We start from the raw sequence: 20,698 nt of genomic DNA, 5'->3' as shown, positions 1-20,698 counted from the left end.
GTCCGGGTCAGGCGGAAGCGGAAGCGGAGACAGGGGTGGAGGTCGAGGCTCCGGAGGCGATGCCGAAGGCGGGGTCCGGGACGGTCTCGGGGCTGATCAGGCGGGAGGGCAGCCCGTCGGGCCCCACGGGGACCTCGCCGTCGACGGTGACGCGGCGCAGGGTGCGCTCGTGGTCGTCGGAGTCGTCGACGCCGTAGTGCTGGGTGGCCCGGTTGTCCCAGATCGCGACGTCGCCGGCCCGCCACTGCCAGCGGACGGTGTTCTCGGGGCTTTCGACGTGCGCCTGGAAGAGGTCGACGAGGGCGCGCGAGTCCCTCCCGGTCAGCCCGGCGATGCGCTGGACGAAGTTGCCGAGGAGCAGGGTGCGTTCGCCGGTCTCGGGGTGGACGCGGACCACGGGGTGCTCGGTCAGGAAGGTGGTGGAGGTGAACACCTCGCGGTACTGGACGAGGGCCTCGGGGAGGGCGTCCGGCTTGAGGGCGGCGTAGTCGTACTCGTTGGAGTGGACGGCTCGCAGGCCGTCGGCGAGGGCGCGGAGCGGGGCGGGCAGGTGGGCGTAGGCGGTGGCGGTGTTGGCCCAGAGGGTGTTGCCGCCGTACGGGGGGACGGTGACGGCGCGGAGGACGGAGAAGGCGGGGTAGGCGGGGACGAAGGTGACGTCGGTGTGCCACTGGTTGGCGCGGGCGCCGTGGTGGGAGTCGATGCCGAGGGCGTAGCGGCCGTCGGCGGACGGGACGGTGGGGTGGGCGACGGGCGTCCCGAGGAGCCGGGCGAAGGCCTCGTGGCCGGCCTCGTCCAGGTGCTCCTGGCCGCGGAAGAAGACGACCTTGTGGGCGAGGAGGGCGGCGCGGATCTCGGCGACGGTGGCGGCGTCGAGCCCGCCGCCGAGGCGTACGCCGCCGATCTCGGCGCCGATGCGGCCGCCGAGGCGGGTGACGGTGGTGGAGGTGGCGGTGGTCATGGGGGCTCCTGGGTGTGCGTGGGTACGGCGGGGCGGGAAGACGGCCCCGCCGGGGCGGAACGGCGTACGTGGACGGCTCCCGGGCGGGCTCTGCCGGGACGGGGACCGTAGAAGGAGGGCTCCGCCCGGGGGCGGCGGGACCATGAGCGGGGTGCCACCCGGAGGCGGCGCCATGAGCGGAACGCCACCCGGAGGGGCGGCGCCATGAGCGGAACTCCACCCGGAGGCGGGAAGGTGGGCGGGCTCTGCCGGGACGGGGACCGTAGAAGGAGGGCTCCGCCCGAGGGGGCGGGGCCATCAGCGGGACTCCACCCGGAGGCGGGTCCATGAGCGGGACTCCACCGGGCGGCGGAAAGGTGGGCGGGGGGCGCACTCGACCGTCCCGTGGACGGGTCCGCGGCGGGCCGACCCCGGGATCACCGGGCGGCGGCCGCCGTGCCGGTCCGGCGGGGCGGGCGGGGTGCCCGGAACCGGCGGGGCGGGGGCCCGGAACCGGCGGGTCCCGGCCGCCGGCGAGCTGCGGGGTCCGGGCCCTCGGTCCGGGTCGGGCGGTGCGCCGCTCCCCCGGCGGGCCGGCCCTGCGGGGCGGTCCCTGCCGGGGTGGCGGGTTCGGGGGTCAGGCCCCGGCGGGGGCCGGACAGCGGCCCGGACACGCGCCCGGCGCGGTACACGGGCCGGGGGTGTGGAGCCGCGGGGCGAGGTGCTGCTCGTTCGCGGTCATGGCTCGGAGCGTGTCAGCGGGGCTCGGCCGGGTCAAGCCCCGCCCGGGGACCTGGCGGGGGGTCGGCGCACCTGGGCTGACCTGGGAATTTACCGCGCCGGGCGGCCGAAAAGCCGTGGCTGGATTTCATGGGGGTGCAATGCGGCTGCCATGCGGCTTTCGCGTGGCGCCGTCGGGCGCTGCGCGGGCCGGTCCCCTCCCCGCCCTTCCTCCGTTCCCCGGAGCTCCGCCCCAGCCCGCTTCGGGATCGCAGGTCGCCCGCCTGCGGACCGCGTCCTGGGGGCCGGCCCCAGACTCCCGCGCCCCACGCGCCGGCGAGGCCGGTCCTGCCCAGCAGCGCCGGACAGCGGGGCGACGACCGCAGACCCCACCCCGCCCCCACCCCGCCCGGCCAGGGCAGAAGCCCCGGCCCCGGCCGCCCCCTCCCCGTGACCGCCCGACCAGGGCACGGGCTCATCTGAGAGGGGGAGATCACATCCGGTGGTTCTGGTAACCGCCGAGTAGCCACCCCTAGCATTCGGGCCATGACGGTCCTGCCTGACGACGGGCTCTCCCTGGCCGCCGAGTTTCCTGACGCGACACATGAGCAGTGGCAACGCCTCGTCGAAGGCGTACTGCGCAAGTCGGGCAAGGAAGTCTCCGGCGAGGCAGCGGAAGCAGCACTGTCCACCACGCTCGAGGACGGGCTCACCACCCGCCCGCTGTACACGGCGCCCTCGGGCGCGGACGCGAAGGCCCGCAGCACCGGGTTCCCCGGCTTCGCGCCCTTCGTCCGCGGCGGCACCCCGGACGGCACCGGCACCTCCGGCTGGGACGTGCGCCAGCGGATCGCGGGCAGTGACCCCGTACGCGTCAACGAGGCGGCGCTGGCCGACCTGGAGAACGGCACCACCTCCCTGTGGCTGACCGTCGGCCGCGCCGGCGTCCCCGTCGCCGGACTCGGCCGGGCCCTGGACGGGGTCTACCTCGACCTGGCCCCCGTCGCCCTCGACGCCGGCGCCGAATACGCCGAAGCCGCCCGCGCGTTGCTCGCCCTGTACGCGGAGCGCGGGGTGGCCCCGGAGGCCGCCCGCGCCGCGCTCGGCATCGACCCGCTGGGCCACGAGGCCCGTACCGGCGAGGCCCTGGACACCGCCCCCGCGGTAGAGCTGGCCCGCGAGGCGGCCGCCTCCTGGCCGGGCGTGCGCGCCCTCGCCGTGGACGCCCTGCCGTACCACGAGGCCGGCGGCTCGGCCGCCGAGGAGCTCGGGCTGTCCCTGGCCGCCGGCGTCGCGTACCTGCGCACCCTCACCGAGGGCGGACTCGGCACGGAAGCCGCCTTCGGGCAGCTGGAGTTCCGCTACGCGGCGACCGCCGACCAGTTCCTCACCATCGCCAAGCTGCGCGCCGCCCGCCGCCTGTGGGCCCGGGTCGCCGAGGCCTGCGGGGTCCCGGAGGCCGGCGCCCAGCGGCAGCACGCCGTCACCTCGCCGGTGATGATGACCCGCCGCGACCCGTGGGTGAACATGCTGCGGACCACCGTCGCCTCCATGGCGGCCGGCGTGGGCGGCGCGGACTCCGTCACCGTGCTCCCGTTCGACAGCGAACTGGGCCTGCCGGACGCCTTCGCCCGGCGCATCGCCCGCAACACCTCCACCATCCTCCTGGAGGAGTCGCACCTGGCCCGGGTGATCGACCCGGCCGGCGGCTCCTACTACGTGGAGCAGCTCACCGACGAACTGGCGCACGCCGCCTGGGAGTTCTTCCAGACCGTCGAGCGGGCCGGCGGCCTGCCCGCCGCGCTCCGCTCCGGTCTGGTCGCGGAGCGCCTCGCCGCCACCTGGGCCGCGCGTTCGAAGAAGCTGGCCACCCGCCGCGAACCGATCACCGGCGTCAGCGAGTTCCCGCTGCTGTCGGAGAAGCCGGTCGTGCGCGAGGCCGCGCCCGCGGCCCCCGGCGGGGGCCTGCCCCGGGTGCGCCGGGACGAGGCGTACGAGGCGCTGCGCGCCCGCAGCGACGCGCACCTGGAGTCGACCGGCGCCCGCCCGAGGGTGTTCCTCGCCGCGCTCGGCCCGGCCGCCGCGCACACCGCCCGGGCCACCTTCGCCTCGAACCTCTTCCAGGCGGGCGGCATCGAGCCCGTCCACGACCCGGTGTCGGTGGACGCGGCGACCGCCGCCGCGGCGTACGCGGCGAGCGGCGCGGACGGCGTGGCGGTGCTGTGCTCCAGCGACGCGCTGTACGAGGAGCAGGCCGGGGCGGTGGCCGCGGCGCTGCGCGCGGCCGGCGCGTCGACGGTGTTCCTCGCGGGCAGGCCCGGCACCTCGGCCGGCGCCGTGGACGAGTACGTATTCGCCGGCTGCGACGCGGTCGCCGTGCTGTCCTCCGTACTCGACCGGATGGGAGTCGCCCAGTGAGCGGCATGAGCAGCATCCCCGACTTCTCCGGGCTCGCCCTCGGCGGGACGGCTCCGGCCGCCACCGAGGACCAGTGGCGCGCGGCGGTGAAGGAGTCCACCGGGGCCGCCACGGGCGACCTGGTGTGGGAGACCCCCGAGGGCATCGGCGTCCAGCCGCTGTACACCGGGCGGGACCTGGAGGGCCTGGACTTCCTGGGCACCTACCCGGGCGTGGCCCCGTACCTGCGCGGCCCGTACCCGACGATGTACGTGAACCAGCCCTGGACGATCCGGCAGTACGCCGGCTTCTCCACGGCCGAGGAGTCCAACGCCTTCTACCGGCGCAACCTCGCGGCCGGCCAGAAGGGCCTGTCGGTGGCCTTCGACCTGCCCACGCACCGCGGCTACGACAGCGACCACCCGCGCGTGACGGGCGACGTCGGCATGGCGGGCGTGGCGATCGACTCGATCTACGACATGCGGCAGCTGTTCGACGGCATCCCGCTGGACAAGATGTCGGTGTCCATGACGATGAACGGCGCGGTGCTGCCGGTCCTCGCCCTGTACATCGTGGCGGCGGAGGAGCAGGGCGTCTCCCCCGACAAGCTCGCCGGGACCATCCAGAACGACATCCTCAAGGAGTTCATGGTCCGCAACACCTACATCTATCCGCCGAAGCCCTCGATGCGGATCATCTCGGACATCTTCTCCTTCACCTCGCAGAAGATGCCGCGGTACAACTCCATCTCGATCTCCGGCTACCACATCCAGGAGGCGGGGGCCACGGCCGACCTGGAGCTGGCCTACACCCTCGCCGACGGCGTGGAGTACCTGCGGGCCGGGCAGGGCGCCGGGCTGGACGTGGACGCGTTCGCGCCGCGCCTGTCGTTCTTCTGGGCGATCGGCATGAACTTCTTCATGGAGGTCGCGAAGCTGCGCGCGGCGCGCCTGCTGTGGGCGAAGCTGGTGAAGCAGTTCGACCCGAAGAACACCAAGTCGCTGTCGCTGCGCACGCATTCGCAGACCTCGGGCTGGTCCCTGACCGCGCAGGACGTGTTCAACAACGTGACGCGGACCTGCATCGAGGCGATGGCCGCGACGCAGGGCCACACCCAGTCGCTGCACACCAACGCCCTCGACGAGGCCCTGGCCCTGCCGACGGACTTCTCGGCGCGCATCGCCCGCAACACCCAGCTGCTGCTCCAGCAGGAGTCGGGGACCTGCCGGTCGATCGACCCGTGGGGCGGCAGCGCGTACGTGGAGAAGCTGACCTACGACCTGGCACGCCGGGCCTGGCAGCACATCCAGGAGGTCGAGGCGGCCGGCGGCATGGCGCAGGCCATCGACGCGGGCATCCCGAAGCTGCGCGTGGAGGAGGCCGCGGCCCGCACCCAGGCGCGGATCGACTCGGGCCGCCAGCCGGTGATCGGCGTCAACAAGTACCGCGTGGAGAACGACGAGCAGATCGACGTCCTCGTGGTCGACAACTCCTCGGTGCGCGCGCAGCAGATCGCCAAGCTGCGGCGGCTGCGCGAGGAGCGCGACGAGGCGCGCACCCAGGACGCGCTGCGGGCGCTGACGAACGCCGCCGAGCGCGGGGCCGGCCAGGGCCTGGAGGGCAACCTGCTCGCCCTGGCGGTGGACGCGGCCCGGGCCAAGGCCACGGTCGGCGAGATCTCGGACGCCCTGGAGAAGGTGTACGGGCGGCACGCGAGCCAGATCCGTACGATCTCGGGTGTGTACCGCACCGAAGCAGGCGAGTCCCCGTCCCTGGAGCGCACCCGTGCGCTCGTCGACCGGTTCGAGGAGGCGGAGGGCCGCCGTCCGCGCATCCTGGTCGCGAAGATGGGCCAGGACGGCCACGACCGCGGCCAGAAGGTGATCGCGACGGCCTTCGCCGACCTGGGCTTCGACGTGGACGTCGGCCCGCTGTTCCAGACCCCGGCGGAGGTGGCCCGCCAGGCCGTCGAGGCGGACGTCCACGTGGTGGGCGTCTCGTCGCTGGCGGCCGGCCACCTGACCCTCGTACCGGCACTGCGCGAGCAGCTGGCGGAAGAGGGCCGTGAGGACATCATGATCGTGGTGGGCGGCGTCATCCCGCCGGCCGACGTCCCCACGCTGCTGGAGATGGGCGCCGCGGCGGTCTTCCCGCCCGGCACGGTCATCCCCGACGCGGCCCACGACCTGGTGACGCGGCTCGCCGCGGACCTGGGCCACGAGCTGTAGGCGGAGGCGGGATGCCCCCGAAGATCGACATCGACGTGTACGTGAAGGGCGTGCTCGACGGGAGGCGCGCGCACATCGCGCGCGCCATCACCCTCGTCGAGTCCACCCGGGCCGACCACCGGGCCCTGGCCCAGCGGCTGCTGACGGAGCTCCTGCCCCACTCGGGGAAGGCACGCCGGATCGGCATCAGCGGGGTGCCGGGGGTGGGCAAGTCCACCTTCATCGACGCGTTCGGCACGATGCTGACGGGCCTCGGGCACCGGGTGGCCGTCCTCGCGGTCGACCCCTCGTCCACGCGGACGGGCGGCTCCATCCTGGGCGACAAGACCAGGATGGAGCGCCTGTCGGTGGACCCGGCGGCCTTCGTGCGCCCCTCGCCCTCGGCGGGAACGCTGGGCGGGGTCGCGAAGGCCACCCGGGAGTCGATGATCGTGATGGAGGCGGCGGGCTACGACGTCGTCCTCGTCGAAACGGTCGGCGTGGGCCAGTCCGAGACCACGGTCGCCGGCATGGTGGACTCCTTCCTCCTCCTCTCCCTGGCCCGTACGGGCGACCAGCTCCAGGGCATCAAGAAGGGCGTCCTGGAGCTGGCGGACGTCCTCGCGGTGAACAAGGCCGACGGCCCGCACGAACGCGACGCGAAGGCCGCCGCCCGGGAGCTGTCGGGCGCGCTGCGCCTGATGCATCCGGCGGACGCGGCGTGGACCCCGCCGGTACTGACGTGCAGCGCACGGGAGTCGACGGGGCTGGAGGAGGTCTGGAACCGCCTGGAGCAGCACCGGGTCCTGCTGGACGCCGGCGGCCGGCTGACGGCGAAGCGGGCGGCGCAGCAGGTGGAGTGGACCTGGTCGATGGTCCGCGACGAGCTCCTGGAACGCCTGAAGTCGGACCCGTCGGTACGGGAGCTGGCCCCGACCCTGGAAGCGGGCGTCAGGGCGGGCACCGTCACGGCGACCTCGGCGGCGGACCGGATCCTGTCGGCGTTCGCCGGGGGTTGAGGGGCGACCGGGCCCGCCGCCGTGTCATGCGGTGGCGGGCCCTCGGCGTGCCTTCGGCACAGGGTCCTCCGTGGAGCACTCCAGCTCCACGGACGGTGGCAGCAGGTCGACGCCCCGGAGGCGGTCACGGCCCACCGCGATGGAGACCTCCCTGAGTGCGGACAGTCCGGCCAGCGGTGCGATGTCGATCTCGCCGACCGGGCCGAGGTCGCCGATGGAGGTGAACTCCTCCAGGGCGGGGAAGGCCGTCGGCAGCCGTCGGAGGGCCGCCTGGACGGCGTCGTCCCCGCCCCCGACGAGATCCAGTCTCCTCACCTCCGGCAGGACCGCGTCCGCGGGCAGGCGATCCAACGCCTCGGCGGAGACGCAGAGAAAGGTCAGGGGCAGGTCCTCGAGCCCGGAGAGGTCCGTCAGGTCCGGGCAGCGGCTGATGTCGAGGTGCCTCAGGGCCGGCTGCCCCGCCAGGAGGCCCGGGCCGGGCACGGCGATCCCCGTGAGCGTGATGTCCACGGGGTCGTACCGGCCGATGAACGCCGCCAGGGCCTGCGGGGACACCCCGCTGCGGATGTCCAGGCGGTCCGGCCGGATCCCCAGGCGCTCCAGTTCGCGGAGCTGTCCGTCGGACCGCACGGTGTACCGCAGATCGGCGGGGTCCAGGTGCGCGATGACCTCGTCCGCGTATCCGGCGCCGTCGAACCGCGACCAGGCCCAGACGAGCTGGGAGCGGACCGGCAGGAAGGGGTGCCCGACGAACCGCGCGAGGAACGGGACGGCGGCTTCCGAGGTGACGTGTGAGGCGGCGATCACCACGTGGTACGCGAACCACGGCGTGAGCCCCTCCGGGCCGGGGAGGAGGCCCAGGACCAGCGGGCCGACCTCCGCCAGGGCGCGGGCCTCGTCCTCACTGCCCGGCGGGATGAGGGTGGCGGTGCGCTGCTCCACCGCCGTGCGGGTTTCGGGGGCGAGCGTGGTGGCGTGCTCCAGGCAGGCCGCGGCGAGCAGGTAGACCCGCGCCCGCACCCGTGGATCGGACGACCGGTCCCCCAGCGCCAGCAGCTCGCGGAACACCGTCACGCGCTCGGCCGGCCGGGCCAGGGCGACCGCCATGCGGATGACGTCCTCCCACTGGTCGTCGCCGGCGCGGGCGGTGAGCAGTCCGAAGTCGCCGTCCTCCACGGCCGCGCGGGCGCCGAGGAAGTCCTGGAAGGTGCGGTGGACGAAGTCCACCGTGCCGGGGGCCGGTTCGCGGAGCAGGCCGCTGCGCTGGAGGAAGTGCTCGAAGACCGCCGGCGCCCCGCCCAGGGCCGCCGCCTCGGGGACGGCGGGGAGGGCCCGGGCGATGATGTCCTCGGCCCGCGAACGGTCCATCTCCGTACGGCCGTTCTTGATCAGCCAGTACGCCAGCCGCTGGAGCAGGTCGAGCTGCGGCTCCTCGCGCAGGTCCGGCAGGCGCATGTCGCGCTCGCGGTCGCGGCGGCTCAGCAGCATGGAGAGCGCGGCCTCGTAGAGGTCCTTGCGGCCCTGCGGGAGGTAGCCGCGCCGGTCGCGGTGGAGGGCGCAGATCAGGCCGCACATCAGGGGGTTGGTGGCGAGCCGCCCGAGATCGGGCTTGAGCCGTACGGCCGTCAGCAGCTGGGCCTCGTACGCCTCCAGCTCCTCGTCCTCGTCCGCGCCCCGGCGGGCGGCGGCGTGCCAGCGCCGGATGAAGGTGGCGGTCTCGGCCGGCCCCATCGCGGACAGCGTCAGCTCGGTGAAGCCCTCCTCGGCCAGCCAGTCCACGCCGACGGCGGAGGGGCGGGAGGTGACGAGCCAGCGGTTGTCGCCGTCGTAGAGGTCCATCAGGTCGCGCAGCCAGGAGCGCGTCCGCGCGCGCTCGGCGTCGGGGACCTCGTCGATGCCGTCCACGAGGACCAGGCCCCGCCCCGCCGAGAGCACCCGGTGCGCCCAGCCGTCGGGCTGGCTCCCGCCGAGCGGGCAGCCGGCGGCGGTGAGGAGGTCCCGGGGTGCGGGGAGCCGTTCGCCGTGGCGGGTCAGGGTGCGCAGGGGCAGGACGAAGGGGACGCGGTCCTCCAGGTACGCCATCTGCGGCGGCAGGTCCTGCCGGGCGGCGGAGACGGCCAGCCACTGCACCAGGGTGGTCTTGCCGGATCCGGCCTCGCCGCGCAGCAGGACGCGCCGGCTGCCGGCCAGTGCCTGGTCGGCGGGGTGCGCCGTACGGGCCTGGGCGAGGGCCTTGAGGATCCGTTCGGCCCTGTCGGCGTCGACCGGGGGCCCCTCCATCAGGAACACGCCCGAGGGGAAGTCGTACGGGGCGTCGGGGTCGAGCTCCCGGGCCGGGACCTGCGTCATGCGCGGCAGCCCGGTCGCCTCCAGGCTCAGGTACGCCGCGTCCAGCGGCCACCGCGCCGGCGAGCTGCCGAGGTCGATGCCGTAGATCGTCAGCTTCGCGTGCTTGCGGGCGACGTACGGCAGGTACTCCGCCTCGAACGCGGCGTCCTCGGCGCCCGGGAGCGGGTCGCGGCGGATCAGTTCGTCCACCTTGGACGTCAGCTCCGCGATCCTCCTGGTCTGTTCCACCAGGGCGTGGGCGACGAAGGTCGAGCGCTGGGTGAAGAAGTGCAGGATGTGCAGGCAGGCGGCTTCGAGCAGCCGCTCGTAGAAGTACGTGCCGTCCGCGGTCAGTTCGCGCTCGGGGCGGTCGGCCGCACCGCGCAGCGCACGGGCGAAGGCCGGGGCGCCGAGGCGGACGGCGTCGACGTCGGACATCGTCAGGTCGCCCAGCGCGTGCAGGGTGGCGGCGAGGGCGTCGGCCACCGCCTGCTGCTCGTCGGCGGCGACGGGGCGTTCGCCCGTACGCAGGGCCTGGCGGACCAGCTTCCCCGCCAGGGAGCGCAGGTCGGACTCTGTCAGGGAGCGCTTCTCGCCGCGGAAGGAAACGTATCCGGAGATCCTGATCGGCTTGTCGACGAGGCCCGCGCCGGGGCCCTCCGTGACGAAGAGCTTCCTGACGAGCGGGCCGATGGCCGCCGAGGCCAGGCGGCTGCCGATGATCCCGGGCTCCATCTACGCGTCCCCCCGCGACGTCGTGATCGTTGCGGGGGAATCCTATGGCGCCCGGGACGCGGGCGGGCCGGAACGGCTAGGCGTCGACGAGGACCGGGTCCTCCTCGGACAGGGACGCGCGCAGGACGCGGGCCTGTTCGACCGGGTTCTCGGAGGACAGCAGCGCGGAGAGGACCGCGATGCGGGCCTGGCCGGCGCGCAGGGTGCCGGTGGGGACGGCGCCGGCGGCGACCAGGTCGACCGCGCCGCCGTGCGTGTAGATCTCGGTGACCGGGCCGGCCGGGACGCGGGTGGTCAGGGCGACGAGCACACCGCGGGCCACGGCCTCCCGGACCGCCTCGACGATCTCCGGGGTGGCGTTGCCCGCGCCGGTGCCGACGAGGACGACGCCCCGGGCGCCGGCCGCGACGGCGGCGTTCAGGAGCACCGGGTCGCCGTCGGCGTGGTGCATCACCATGTCCACGCGCGGCGGGAGCTCCGGCATCGCGGGCAGGGCCAGGGCCTGCGGGCGCTGGGGCCGGCGCAGGACGGTGACCTTGCCGAAGCCGACCTTGCCGAGGAGCTCGCGGGAGGGGTCCGCGAACGCGTCCAGGGCCACGGCCTGGGTCTTCATGGTGCCGCGGGCGGCGTGCACGCGGCCGGCGAAGGAGATCAGGACGCCGAGCCCGCGCGTGGTCGCGGCGGTGAGCAGGGCGTCGTAGAGGTTGCCGGGGCCGTCGCCCTCGGTGGAGCCCATGGGCAGCTGCGAGCCGGTGAAGACGACGCTGCGGGCGTCGTGGTGGTGCAGGTCGACCAGGAAGGCGGACTCCTCCAGGGTGTCCGTGCCGTGGGTGACGACGATGCCGTCGACGGCGGGGTCGTCGAGGACCTCGTGGACGGTGCGCAGCAGGGTGAGCTGGTGGGCCGTGGTGAGGCGGGGGCTGTTCACGCTGAACAGGTCGACGACCTCGACGGTGATGCCCTCGGGCAGTGGCGCGGTGGCCATGACCTCGCGGCCGTCCGCCTCGGCGGCGAAGCCCGAGCCCGTCCACCGGCTGGCTATCGTCCCGCCGGTGCTGATGACGACGATGCGCCCCATGGCCACCCTTCCCTGACGTCTGGACCCCGGAGCGGGGTTCGCACAAAGTTCCTAGAAGGAGCAATGATAGTGAGATCTACGCGCAATGCGATTGCGTGTTGTAAGCATCCCGTGACAAACCTTGGGGGATGATTGCGCGATGGATGCCATTGATCGTGAAATCTTGCGCGAGCTCCAGCGCGACGGCCGGCTCAGCAACCAGGAACTGGCCCAGCGGGTCGGACTGACCCCCTCCCCCTGCATGCGACGGGTGCGGCAACTGGAGCAGGACGGGGTGATCCAGGGCTACCGCGCGGTGATCGACCCCGAGGCGGTCGGCCGCGGCTTCGAGGTCCTGGTGTCGGTGGAGGTCCGCCGCGACCGCGAGGCGGTCGAGGCCTTCGAGGCGGCTCTCCAGGACATCCCCGACGTGATCGAGGCCTACCGCCTCTTCGGCAGCCCCGGCTGCCTGCTGCGCATCGCCGTCAACGACCTCCGCGCGTACGAACGCCTGTGGATCGAGCGCCTGACGGCCCTCTCGGGGGTCACGGAGGTCAACTCCCAGATCATCATGAAGCGCATCAAGGAACCGACGGGCCTGCCGGTCTGAGGCCCGCCGCCGCGGCGGCCCCCGGCGGCGGCCCGCCCCGGCGGCTTCACCCCGCGAGGTCCGCCAGCAGCGCGTCCACCACGGCCTCCTCCTCGACGCGCAGGGCGTGCTCGGCCAGGGCGAGCGCCAGGTCGGGGTCCCACGGCGACGGCGCCGGTTTCCCGTCCAGCGGGCGCAGGTCGGATCCGGCGGCCGCCACGGCCGCGCGGTAGTCGTCGGCGCGGTAGCGCCAGGGCCGCCACGGCACGTGCCCCGACAGCGTCGTGGCGATGCGCAGGCCGCCCCAGTCGAAGTCGCCGTGGTAGCGGAAGGCGGCACCGAGCCCGTGCAGGGAGGCGAGCAGGGCCAGGGCGGCGGCCGACGGCTGGCCCTGGACGCATACCAGCGGTCGGGCGTCCGGTCCGTGGCGGTCCGCGGCGGCCGAGAGGACCGCCGGGTTCTCGCAGACGTGGACCACGGGCGGTGCCGTCCGCAGCGGACGACGGGCGAGCTGACGGAGCGTGAGGACACAAGGCTCACCCGCGTCGGTCATCCAGTCCAGGGCCCGGGTCCCGCGGAGGTTGAGGGTGAGCACCGTCGAGGACACGTCGTCCCGGAGCAGGCCGACGGAAGCCCAAGCGGCTCGCCTCCAGGCCGCTCCCGCACCGTCGGGACGGCCGGTCAGAGCGCGGGCGCCGGAGAGCGCGAGGGTGGCTCCCGGGGTCCCGTCGTCGAGTGCGTGAGCGCTGCCCAGGACCTCCGCGGCGAACACCGACAGCGACCGCGGCGGTGCGACGGGCAGCTCCCGCAGTACGCGGACGGTCTGCTCCACCAGCGGACGGGCGGCGGCGGGAGTGCGCGCGAGCCGGCGCACCAGGCCGTCCTCACGCACGCGTACGGCCCAGGCGGCGTACGCCGGAAGCTCCTCGGCCAGCAGGAACAGCGGCGCGTACGCCTCCTCCCAGGCCTCCTCCTCGCTCCGGCGGACCTCGCGGAGCACGGCGACCGGCCCGGTGAGCACCGCCACGGCCGCCTCCAGGCCTTCGGGGCTGACGCCCGATCCGACCAGCACGGCCTCCACGGCGTCGAGCCGGACCGTCAGCGCCCTGCCGGCGCCCGGTGCCCGGCCCAGCAGCCGCTCGGCCGCGGCCCGTTCGGCCGGGCTCGGCGCCGCCAGCGAGACCGCCCCGGTGAGGGGCTGCCCGCGCTCCAGGCGCCGGCGTACCCGCTCCACCAGCCAGGCCAGGTCGGCGCCGCCGAGGAGGCGGCGCAGGCGCGCTTCGTCCACCGGGGAACCGCTCACGCCCACAGGGGCTCCTGGTCGGCCGTCCGCACCGGGTCCTCTCGGCGCGTGCGGGCCGTGCCGTCCCACTCCCAGCGGGTGACCAGGACCGCGGCCACCTCGTCCACACGGGCGAGCTGCGCGATGGCGATGCCCGGCACCTGCGGATAGCAGGCCCACTCCCGCTCGCTGGTCATGACCACGTCCAGGTCGAAGGCGTACAGGAGCCCGAGGCACTTGGCGCGCGAGTCGTCGTCCACCCCTGCGAACGCCTCGTCCAGGGTCACCAGGCGCGGCGCGTACGGGCTGCCCGCGCTCGCGTAGTGCGAGGAGGCGGCGGCGAACAGGGGGACGGACACGGCCAGGACGCGTTCGCCCCCGGAGGCCGGTCCCGTGGCGGGTACCCAGCGGCCGTGCTGCTGGCGCTCGACGGCGAACTCGTGCCAGGAGCGGTAGTCGAGGGCCGCGGTGAGGTGCTCCAGCCAGCTGCCGGCCGCGTCCTCGGTCTGCTGGCGGGCGATCTGCGTCTGCAGGAACTCGCCGACCGCGGCCCGGTCCTCGGGCGTCCAGGCGTCAGCGGTCTGCAGCAGTCGGCCGCGGGCCTGCGCGAGGCCGACCGGGGCCTTGCGGGAGGGCCGCCACACCAGGCGCAGCCTCATCCCGGTCGAGGTGGGCCGTTCCTCCAGCTCGGCGTTCATGGCCAGCACCTGCCGCTCGGCGGCCGCGATCAGCTCCTGGAGCGTGCCGGCCACCTCCGTGATGAGGTGGGTCTCCAGGATCTCGCGCTCGTGCGCGGAGAGGATGCGGGTGAGCTCGCCGACCTCGACCGCGAGCGCCTCGGCGAGCGCGGGGACGGTGCGCTCACGGCCCTGGTAGACGATGTCGACGATCATGCCGTCCTCGACCATGCGCGCCGAGGCGGTGTTGCCGTGCCGCGACAGTGCGTCCTGGAGGATTTTGAACTCCTCGCTCAGGCGCCGCTGCACCCGCTCCCAGGCACCGTCCGAGTCGTCCGTCGTGGACAGCTCCGATTCGAGGACGCGGGCCAGGGCGATGGCCGGGGTGGGCGCCCACGGGCCGTCGTCGGCGGCCGGTACGGCCAGATCGGGAAGCGCGACCGTGATCAGCCCCGTGGCCGTGAAGCGCTGGAGCGCGGCGACGGCCTCGGAGCGCGCCGCGGCGGCTTCGGCCACGTCCTTCTCCAGCTGTTCGATACGGCCCTCGGCCCGGCTGGCCCGCCGGTCCGCCCGCGTGTGCCGTTCCCGGGTGCGCCGCTCGTCGGCGGCGCAGCCGCGCAGGGCCTCCGCGGCCTCGGCGAGCAGCCGCTCCAGCTCCGCGACGGCGGCGCCGACGGTCGCGCGCAGCGTGGCCAGCCGCTCGTCGGCGGCGGCCGCCTCACGGACGGCCGCCTCCGTGCGCAGGGCGAGTTCGGCGCTCCGCTCCCCCGCCCGCACCGCCTCCTCGCGTTCCTCGTCCGCCTGCCGGGACGCCTCGCTCCGCTCACGCAGCGCGGGCCACAGCCCCGCCAGGACGACGTCGAGTCCGGCGAGGGCCCGTCGTACGGCGGCCAGCGCGGGCCGGTCCGCGGGCAGCCCCAGATCGGCCGCCGTCTCCTCCAGTTCGGCGGTGGCCGCCTCGGCCCGCTCGGCGGCGGCCGCCGCCTCGGCGGCCCGCTCCTCGCGCCGCGCCCCGGCCCGGCGCACGCCGTCGGCGGCGGCCGCGGCCGCGGCGTGCGCCCTGATCAGGGGCGCGTCGTCGGGAACGGCCCCCAGTTCGGCGTCGAGCGTCCGCCGGCGGCTCGCCACGGCCTGCAGCTGCGCGTCCGCTTCGGCCGACTCCTGGCGGAGGAGGAAGAGCTCGGCCCGCAGGGCCGCGATCCGGGTCCGCCTCGCGGCTTCCCGTGCGCCCTCCCCGATGTACTCGGCGGCGGGTTTGGCCCAACGGCCGGTGAGGGCGCCGACGCGGTGGCGTCCGTCCGGTGCGATCCAGGTGCCGTCCGCGGTCCCGGTGCCCGCGGCGCCGGCGTGCGGCGCACCGCCGGCCGGTCCCGCGCCCCCGGGAGCCCCGCCCAGGCCGATCGCCCCCAGCAGCCGGGCCACCGACTCCACGCCGACCTGCGCCGCCTGCGCGTCGCCGTGGTCCACGGCAGGCCGCAGTACGTCGGCGAGCGAAGGCCCCGCGACCGGTCCGGTGTCCGGGGCGAGGAGTACGTCATGGCCGTCCGGGGCGAGGGCCGCGCCGTCGGGGCGCACCCACGCGTCCAGCAGCCCGGACGCCTCCAGGGCCGCCTCCAGCCCGGCGCGGTCGCGTTCCGCGACCTCGTCCCGGAAGTCGATGAGCCGCCACAGAGGGGCACCGGGCGCCCGGTCCCGAACGCCGGGGCCGCGGGTGTACGGGGCCTGCGGCCCGCGCCGGCCCCCGGACTCCAGCCCGGCGAGTTCCTGCTCCGCGGCGCGGGTGCGGGCGGCCAGGCCGGCCCGGAGCTGCGCCGATTCCGCCGCCTGGTCGGCGAGGACCGCCGCGGTGGCGCTGTGCGCTTGCGCGGCACGGCGGCGTGCGGGGTAGGGGCCGTCCTGGTGCCGGGTCCACTCCTGGAGCTCGTCCAGGAGACCCGCGGGGTCGGCGTACACCAGCTCCCCGCACCGGCCCGCGTGCTCGCGTACGGCGTCGACCAGGGCCCGTCCGGCGGTCCGTGCCGTGTCCTCGGCAGCGTCCCGCGCCTCGGCGGCGTGCGCCAGCTCGGCCTCCGCCTCGTCGAGCCGCAGTACGGCGGCCCGGCGCCCGGACGTCACCGCTTCGGCCCGGTCGGCGAGCGCCTCCACGTGCGTGAGGGTGCGGTGCCGGCGGTCGGTCGCCTCGGCCACCGCCGCCCGCAGGTCGGCGACCGCCCGCCCTTCGTCCCCGGGAAGCTCCAGCCGGGCCGTCGCGGCCGTCTCCCGGGCCCGGACCAGCGTGTCCCCCGCCTGCTTCCGGGCGGCCCCGAGCCGGTTCTCCGCGGCGGCGAGGCGGCCGAGCGCCTTGGTGTGCCGGAGCGAGGCCTCCTCCCCGTCGTCCCGCGCGCGGGCGCAGTCCGCCTCCGCCCGCGCCAGCGCCTGCGCGGCCCGCTCCAGTTCGTGGGCGCTGCGCATCTCGGGACCCTCGCGCAGGGCCGCGTCGGCCGCCTCCAGCCTCGCCCGGGTCTCGGTGAGGGCGGCGACGTGCTCCTCCGCCGCCGCCCGCTCCCCCTCCGCCGCGGTCTTCTCGGCCTGTGCCTCGGCGAGGTCGCGCAGCAGCTGCTCGTACTTCGAGTGTTCGCTGCGCGGGAGGCGGGCGCGACGGCGGGAGGCCGCGCGGGCGTAGCGCCGGTAGTGGTCGAGGAAGACGGAGGCCGCCCGCTGGGCGGCCCCGGCCGCGCGCAGCTCCTCCTTCTCCTCGTCCAGGGAGCGGAAGGCCTCGGCCACGTCCGCGATGACGGCCTGGTCCATCGGCGGTAGGGCTTCGGTGAGGGCGCGGGAGAGGGCCGCCTCGCTGGGACGCTTGGACAGCTGGGGCTGGCGCAGCTGGATGAGCAGGTCCACGAGGGCCGCGTAGCGTTGCTCTCCGAGGCCGAAGAGCGCCTCGTCGACCGCCCGGCGGTAGGCCTTGGCCTGGTCGTGGACCATCCCCTGTCCGTCGACCGCCTCGATGAGCCGGTCCCGCGACAAGGCCGTGCCGGTGGCGTCGAGCAGGCTCAGGCTCCCGGCTGCGCGCGCGTCGGCCGGGCCGTGGTCGATCCGCTGCCCGGTCACCGCCCACCAGTGCCGGGCGATGCCGCGCCCGCTGACGGCCTTGAGCCCGCACAGCAGCGTGCAGAACTGCTCCTCGCCGCTCACCGCATCGCGGCGGCCGAACTCCACCCAGGTGTAGCCGAGGCGTTCGGAGTGCGGGTGCTCACCGCCGAGCAGGAGGTTCCACTCCATCCGCTTTCCGGGGTCCCCGTCCGGCTCCACCCGGCGGGCGCCGAGGTCCCCGTCGAGGAGGAAGGGCAGGGTCAGGGCCAGCACCTTGGACTTGCCGGTGCCGTTGTTCCCCCGGAGCAGCAGTCGGCCGTCGCGGAAGTGGAACTCCTCCACGTCGTAGTGGAAGAGGTCGACGAGCCCGATGCGCAGCGGCTGCCAGCGGGGGCGCGCAGGGGTGGGGAGAGCGGGACGGGGGGTCACGGCCTGTGCGCCTTTCGCTGGGCGGGCACCTGCGCGGTGCCGGCTGTACGGGGTTCGAGCACGACGGTCTCGCCGACCGCGTAGCGGGCGAGCGCGGGGCGCGGCACGACTCCGTCGGCGCTGCGGTCGACCAGGCCGAGCGCGGCCAGCCGGGCGACGGCCTGTTCGGCCAAGTCGCCCTCGGCCCCGGGCTCACGGGCCGACTTGGACCAGAATCCGCCGTGTTCGGCGGCCAGTTCGACCACGCGGCGCTCGAGCTCGGGCAGGGGGACGACCGGCCCCTCGGCCGCCGTGAGGTACTCGGCGAGCAGGAGGGTGACGTGGCCGCGGGTCCCCGATTCGGGCATGCGGACATCGGTGAGGTCGTCCTCGGGGTCGACCATGGCGATGCCTTCGGCGCGCACTTCGGCCACCAGACCGGTCAGTTCGTTGATGCGGGCGGTGAGGAAGCCCCGCTGGCGCGTCAGGTAGCCGAGTTCGGCGTCGGTCAGCTCGTCGTAGTAGAGGACGGGGTCGTCGAGCAGCCGCCGGGTCAGGGAGCGGCGCATGGCGCGGAAGCGCAGTTCGTCGCTGTCGAGGGCGGTTTCCGCGGCGAGCTCGGCGAGCCGGGCCTCCGGCGTTTCGGCCCGCACGGTGGAGGGGCCCCGGCGGGTGGCGAGAAGCCCGGCGAGCACCCGCCGTTCGACGTCGTACAGGACGTCGCCGGCTCCGCTGACGTAGGCGTCCTCGTCGCCGGCGACGCGCCGCAGCACGCCGAGGTGGAGCAGGAGCCGTACGACGGCGGCGAGGTCGAGCCGCTCGTCGCGGCGGTCCAGGGTGAACTCGATGCCCGAGGCGGCCAGTCGGGGGTCCTTGGCGTCCAGCACGATCTGGTCGGCGAGGCGGCCCAGCGCGATCTGTGCCTCGCCGCGTTCGAGGGCGGCGAGGGCGAGGCAGAGCAGGACGTACCGGCGGCGGCTGAAGGGGACGGCGCTCCGGGTGACCTCGCGCGCCGGATGCGTGGCGTCGTCGAGCACGGCGGGGATCTTGCCCAGCCGGGCGGTCTCGGCGTCGACCTGGAGGGACCAGCCGGTGTTGCGGTCGAACCACTCGCGCAGCTCGGCGGCGTGGCGCCGTACGAGGCGGAACTCGTCGGCGGACGCGCCGTGCGCGAGCAGCAGGGGCTGCTTCAGCAGGGCACGGGCGGCCTTGCGCCGCTCGGCGGCGTGCTGCCCGTCGAGTACTTCGGCGAGCGGCGTGGTCGTCACTCGCCCCTCCCTCCTCTTCGTTCGCCGTCCGTGAGGTCGACGATCTCGATGCTGTGGTCCGGCCCGCGGAAGATCCCGTCCGGTGTGCGGACCTCGGCCGTCGACCCGTCGGCCGGTGCCGTGAGCCGGATCTCCATGGAGCCGTCGGCGCTGGTGGCCGCGGTGTGCGTCGTACCGGGCCGCCAGGTGGCCAGCGCGTCGCCGAGGAGCTGGAGGAAGAGCCGGAAGCCGAGGGGGTCCAGCTCGCCGAGTCCGGACAGCCTGGTGACCCCGTGGGTGACGAGCCGGGCCCGGGCCGCGGCCGTCTCCGCGGCCTGCTTGGCGGCCGTCTCGGCGAGCAGTCGGCGTGCCTCCTGCCGGTCCTCGACCCTGCGCGGCTTGCCGCGCCGCTCGTAGCTTCCCGTGCGGCGCAGCTGCGGGCTGATCCGCAGCGGCGCGGCGTCGGCCCATGGCGTTCCCGCCGGCTCGGGGCGGGCGTGGCGGGCGGCCAGCGTCTCGGGGTCCACGGTGAGGTGCCGGGCCGGGTACAGGCCGAACGCGGTGCGCCACAGCCGGTGCCGGGCATCGTCGTCGGGCGCTTCGGCGAACCAGCGCGCAAGGGTGCGGAAGTCCGCGGAGCGGTCCGAGCGCCCGGCGCGGCGCTCGTTCAGCGACCGTACGACGGCCAGCAGCTGCGGGATCGCGCCCAGCGCGCGGCCGCGCAGCAGCCGGGCCTGCGACTCCCGGCCGTCCCGGGTGAGGAACCAGGCCGCCAGCCCTGCCCACCGGCCGGCCCACCGCTCGTACGCGGCCTGCTCGGCGTGCACGGCTTCCTGCGGCGTGGCGTCGGCGGCTTCGCGGGCGGCGGCGGCCCGCAGCAGGGGCTGGATCCGGTCGTCACCCTCCAGCTCCAGGATCAGCCGGGCGATGCGCCCGCCGAGGGTGATCAGGTCCTGGATGAACCGCTCCAGGTACTGGATGAGCTGGTCCTTGTAGGCGAGGAAGACCTCCTCCCCCACGTCGTGGAGGTCGATGGTCCGCTGGAGGGAGCCCATGAAGGCGCGCGCGTTCTCGGCGAGCGCGGCGAAACGGCTCGCGAGCCCGTCCAGCGCCAGATGGGTCTTGGCCGGATCGGGCTCCTCCTCGCCCGCCAGCACGAGCAGGGCGCGCAGCTGCGTCACGATGTCGTGCAGCGCGACGGCCTGCAGCGCACCCCGCCGCCCGAGCGCCTCGTCGTACGCGGACAGCGCTTCCTCCGCCGCCTCGCCCTCCCGCGTGAGCTGGTAGATGAACCGCTTGCGGTAGAAGTCCTCGACGGCGGTGACCCGCCCGGTGTCCGGATCGGCCCGCAGGTTCCCCCACTTGACCAGCCTGTCCAGCGCTCCGACGACCCCCTCCAGCTCTGCGGGCCGCACGCCACCGGCCAGCCCGGCGTGCACTTCCTCGGGCCGCAGGTGCACGGCGAACCGCTCCTTGGCGACGAGGAAGGCCCGCATCACCGCCCGGTAGAGCGGCATGTTGGGAGCGGTGAGGTGCGCGAAGGGCCCGTACGCGTCGGACGGGCCCGCCGCCTGCGGAGAAATCATGTCCATTGCCCGCCATCCTCCTGGAATGCCGCCCGTGATCGGCAAGGACGTGCGTACTTGGCCGATTCACATCGCTCCTGGCCGGCTCCAACCGAACCCGCCATCACACACCCAGGCCAGAACCCGCGGGCCCCCGCACCGGAACGCCACGGGGGCCGGCACGACCGAACCACCGGGGCGCTCAGGACGGCTGGTCGCCACGACCCTGTGGTGACCGTCGTCGACGACCCGGTCGCGCTCGTCCGCGTCGCGATGCCTGCCGCCGGAGTCGCCTCGGTCCCCGACACGGAGGGCACCCGCGAACTGCCCCGGGACCGGTGGCGACGTAGCACCGACCAGGCTGGTAATCCACGTTCTGTTCTAGAATGACGTCATCATCTCAGCGGCCCGCCGGGCTTCCGCTCCACTTCGTGGAACTCGAAGGACACGCCCCC

General features: G+C 75.0%; 11 protein-coding genes. 4 read left to right on the top strand and 7 right to left on the bottom strand.

Going from position 1 to position 20,698, the window contains the following annotated elements; translation table 11 throughout:
* Positions 1-7 precede the first annotated feature (7 nt).
* Positions 8-961 carry a TauD/TfdA dioxygenase family protein gene (locus ACIRBY_RS24130; RefSeq protein WP_403903712.1) on the bottom strand — a complete coding sequence of 318 codons (954 nt, stop codon included), beginning with the start codon at positions 959-961 and terminating at the stop codon, positions 8-10.
* 1,245 nt (positions 962-2,206) lie between these two features.
* Between ACIRBY_RS24130 and ACIRBY_RS24125 the strand changes: the two genes are divergently transcribed.
* From ACIRBY_RS24125 to meaB, 3 genes are read left to right on the top strand one after another with little or no spacing between them, the layout of a single operon-like run.
* A complete protein-coding gene (locus tag ACIRBY_RS24125; protein WP_403903710.1) occupies positions 2,207-4,078 on the top strand; it encodes a methylmalonyl-CoA mutase family protein in 1,872 nt (623 codons plus the stop codon).
* A 5-nt stretch (positions 4,079-4,083) separates the two neighbouring features.
* Positions 4,084-6,285 carry a methylmalonyl-CoA mutase gene (gene scpA, locus ACIRBY_RS24120; RefSeq protein WP_403903707.1) on the top strand — a complete coding sequence of 734 codons (2,202 nt, stop codon included), beginning with the start codon at positions 4,084-4,086 and terminating at the stop codon, positions 6,283-6,285.
* An 11-nt stretch (positions 6,286-6,296) separates the two neighbouring features.
* Positions 6,297-7,283, top strand: coding sequence for a methylmalonyl Co-A mutase-associated GTPase MeaB (gene meaB / locus ACIRBY_RS24115; protein WP_403903704.1), 987 nt, complete (start codon positions 6,297-6,299; stop codon positions 7,281-7,283).
* Between the two features lie 24 nt (positions 7,284-7,307).
* On the opposite strand, the gene ACIRBY_RS24110 is transcribed toward meaB, so the two are convergent.
* Entirely contained in the window at positions 7,308-10,346 is a 3,039-nt protein-coding gene (locus ACIRBY_RS24110; protein WP_403903702.1) for an NACHT domain-containing protein, read from the bottom strand.
* Positions 10,347-10,422: 76 nt separating this feature from the next.
* On the bottom strand, positions 10,423-11,424 hold the full coding sequence (locus ACIRBY_RS24105; protein ID WP_403903699.1) for an asparaginase: 1,002 nt from the start codon (positions 11,422-11,424) through the stop codon (positions 10,423-10,425).
* A gap of 139 nt (positions 11,425-11,563) precedes the next feature.
* On the opposite strand from ACIRBY_RS24105, the gene ACIRBY_RS24100 reads away from it, so the two are divergent.
* Complete coding sequence (locus ACIRBY_RS24100; protein WP_358812219.1) at positions 11,564-12,013, top strand: Lrp/AsnC family transcriptional regulator; 450 nt, start codon at positions 11,564-11,566, stop codon at positions 12,011-12,013.
* A 46-nt stretch (positions 12,014-12,059) separates the two neighbouring features.
* Here ACIRBY_RS24100 and ACIRBY_RS24095 read toward each other — a convergent pair whose 3' ends face one another.
* The 4 genes from ACIRBY_RS24095 to ACIRBY_RS24080 are packed head-to-tail and all read right to left on the bottom strand — an operon-like array spanning position 12,060 to position 20,270.
* Complete coding sequence (locus ACIRBY_RS24095; protein WP_403903697.1) at positions 12,060-13,295, bottom strand: TIGR02679 family protein; 1,236 nt, start codon at positions 13,293-13,295, stop codon at positions 12,060-12,062.
* Positions 13,292-17,452 carry a TIGR02680 family protein gene (locus ACIRBY_RS24090; protein WP_403903694.1) on the bottom strand — a complete coding sequence of 1,387 codons (4,161 nt, stop codon included), beginning with the start codon at positions 17,450-17,452 and terminating at the stop codon, positions 13,292-13,294. The genes ACIRBY_RS24095 and ACIRBY_RS24090 overlap by 4 nt, the downstream gene beginning before the upstream one ends.
* Positions 17,449-18,699, bottom strand: a complete 1,251-nt coding sequence (locus ACIRBY_RS24085; protein WP_403903692.1) for a TIGR02678 family protein — start codon at positions 18,697-18,699, stop codon at positions 17,449-17,451. The genes ACIRBY_RS24090 and ACIRBY_RS24085 overlap by 4 nt, the downstream gene beginning before the upstream one ends.
* Complete coding sequence (locus tag ACIRBY_RS24080) at positions 18,696-20,270, bottom strand: TIGR02677 family protein (RefSeq protein ID WP_403903689.1); 1,575 nt, start codon at positions 20,268-20,270, stop codon at positions 18,696-18,698. Before ACIRBY_RS24080 ends, ACIRBY_RS24085 begins: the two co-directional genes overlap by 4 nt.
* Positions 20,271-20,698: the final 428 nt, after the last annotated feature.

Source organism: Streptomyces sp. NPDC096136 (assembly GCF_044763325.1).
GTDB lineage: Bacteria > Actinomycetota > Actinomycetes > Streptomycetales > Streptomycetaceae > Streptomyces.
Note: the sequence above shows the minus strand (reverse complement) of the source record. Positions and strands in the feature narration are given on the sequence as shown.

Coding starts and splice junctions, on each gene's coding strand:
- ACIRBY_RS24110 (WP_403903702.1), bottom strand. CDS start 10,346: ATGGAGCCCGGGATCATCGGCAGCCGCCTGGCCTCGGCGGCCATCGGC.
- ACIRBY_RS24100 (WP_358812219.1), top strand. CDS start 11,564: ATGGATGCCATTGATCGTGAAATCTTGCGCGAGCTCCAGCGCGACGGC.
- ACIRBY_RS24130 (WP_403903712.1), bottom strand. CDS start 961: ATGACCACCGCCACCTCCACCACCGTCACCCGCCTCGGCGGCCGCATC.
- ACIRBY_RS24125 (WP_403903710.1), top strand. CDS start 2,207: ATGACGGTCCTGCCTGACGACGGGCTCTCCCTGGCCGCCGAGTTTCCT.
- meaB (WP_403903704.1), top strand. CDS start 6,297: ATGCCCCCGAAGATCGACATCGACGTGTACGTGAAGGGCGTGCTCGAC.
- ACIRBY_RS24080 (WP_403903689.1), bottom strand. CDS start 20,270: ATGGACATGATTTCTCCGCAGGCGGCGGGCCCGTCCGACGCGTACGGG.
- scpA (WP_403903707.1), top strand. CDS start 4,084: ATGAGCAGCATCCCCGACTTCTCCGGGCTCGCCCTCGGCGGGACGGCT.
- ACIRBY_RS24105 (WP_403903699.1), bottom strand. CDS start 11,424: ATGGGGCGCATCGTCGTCATCAGCACCGGCGGGACGATAGCCAGCCGG.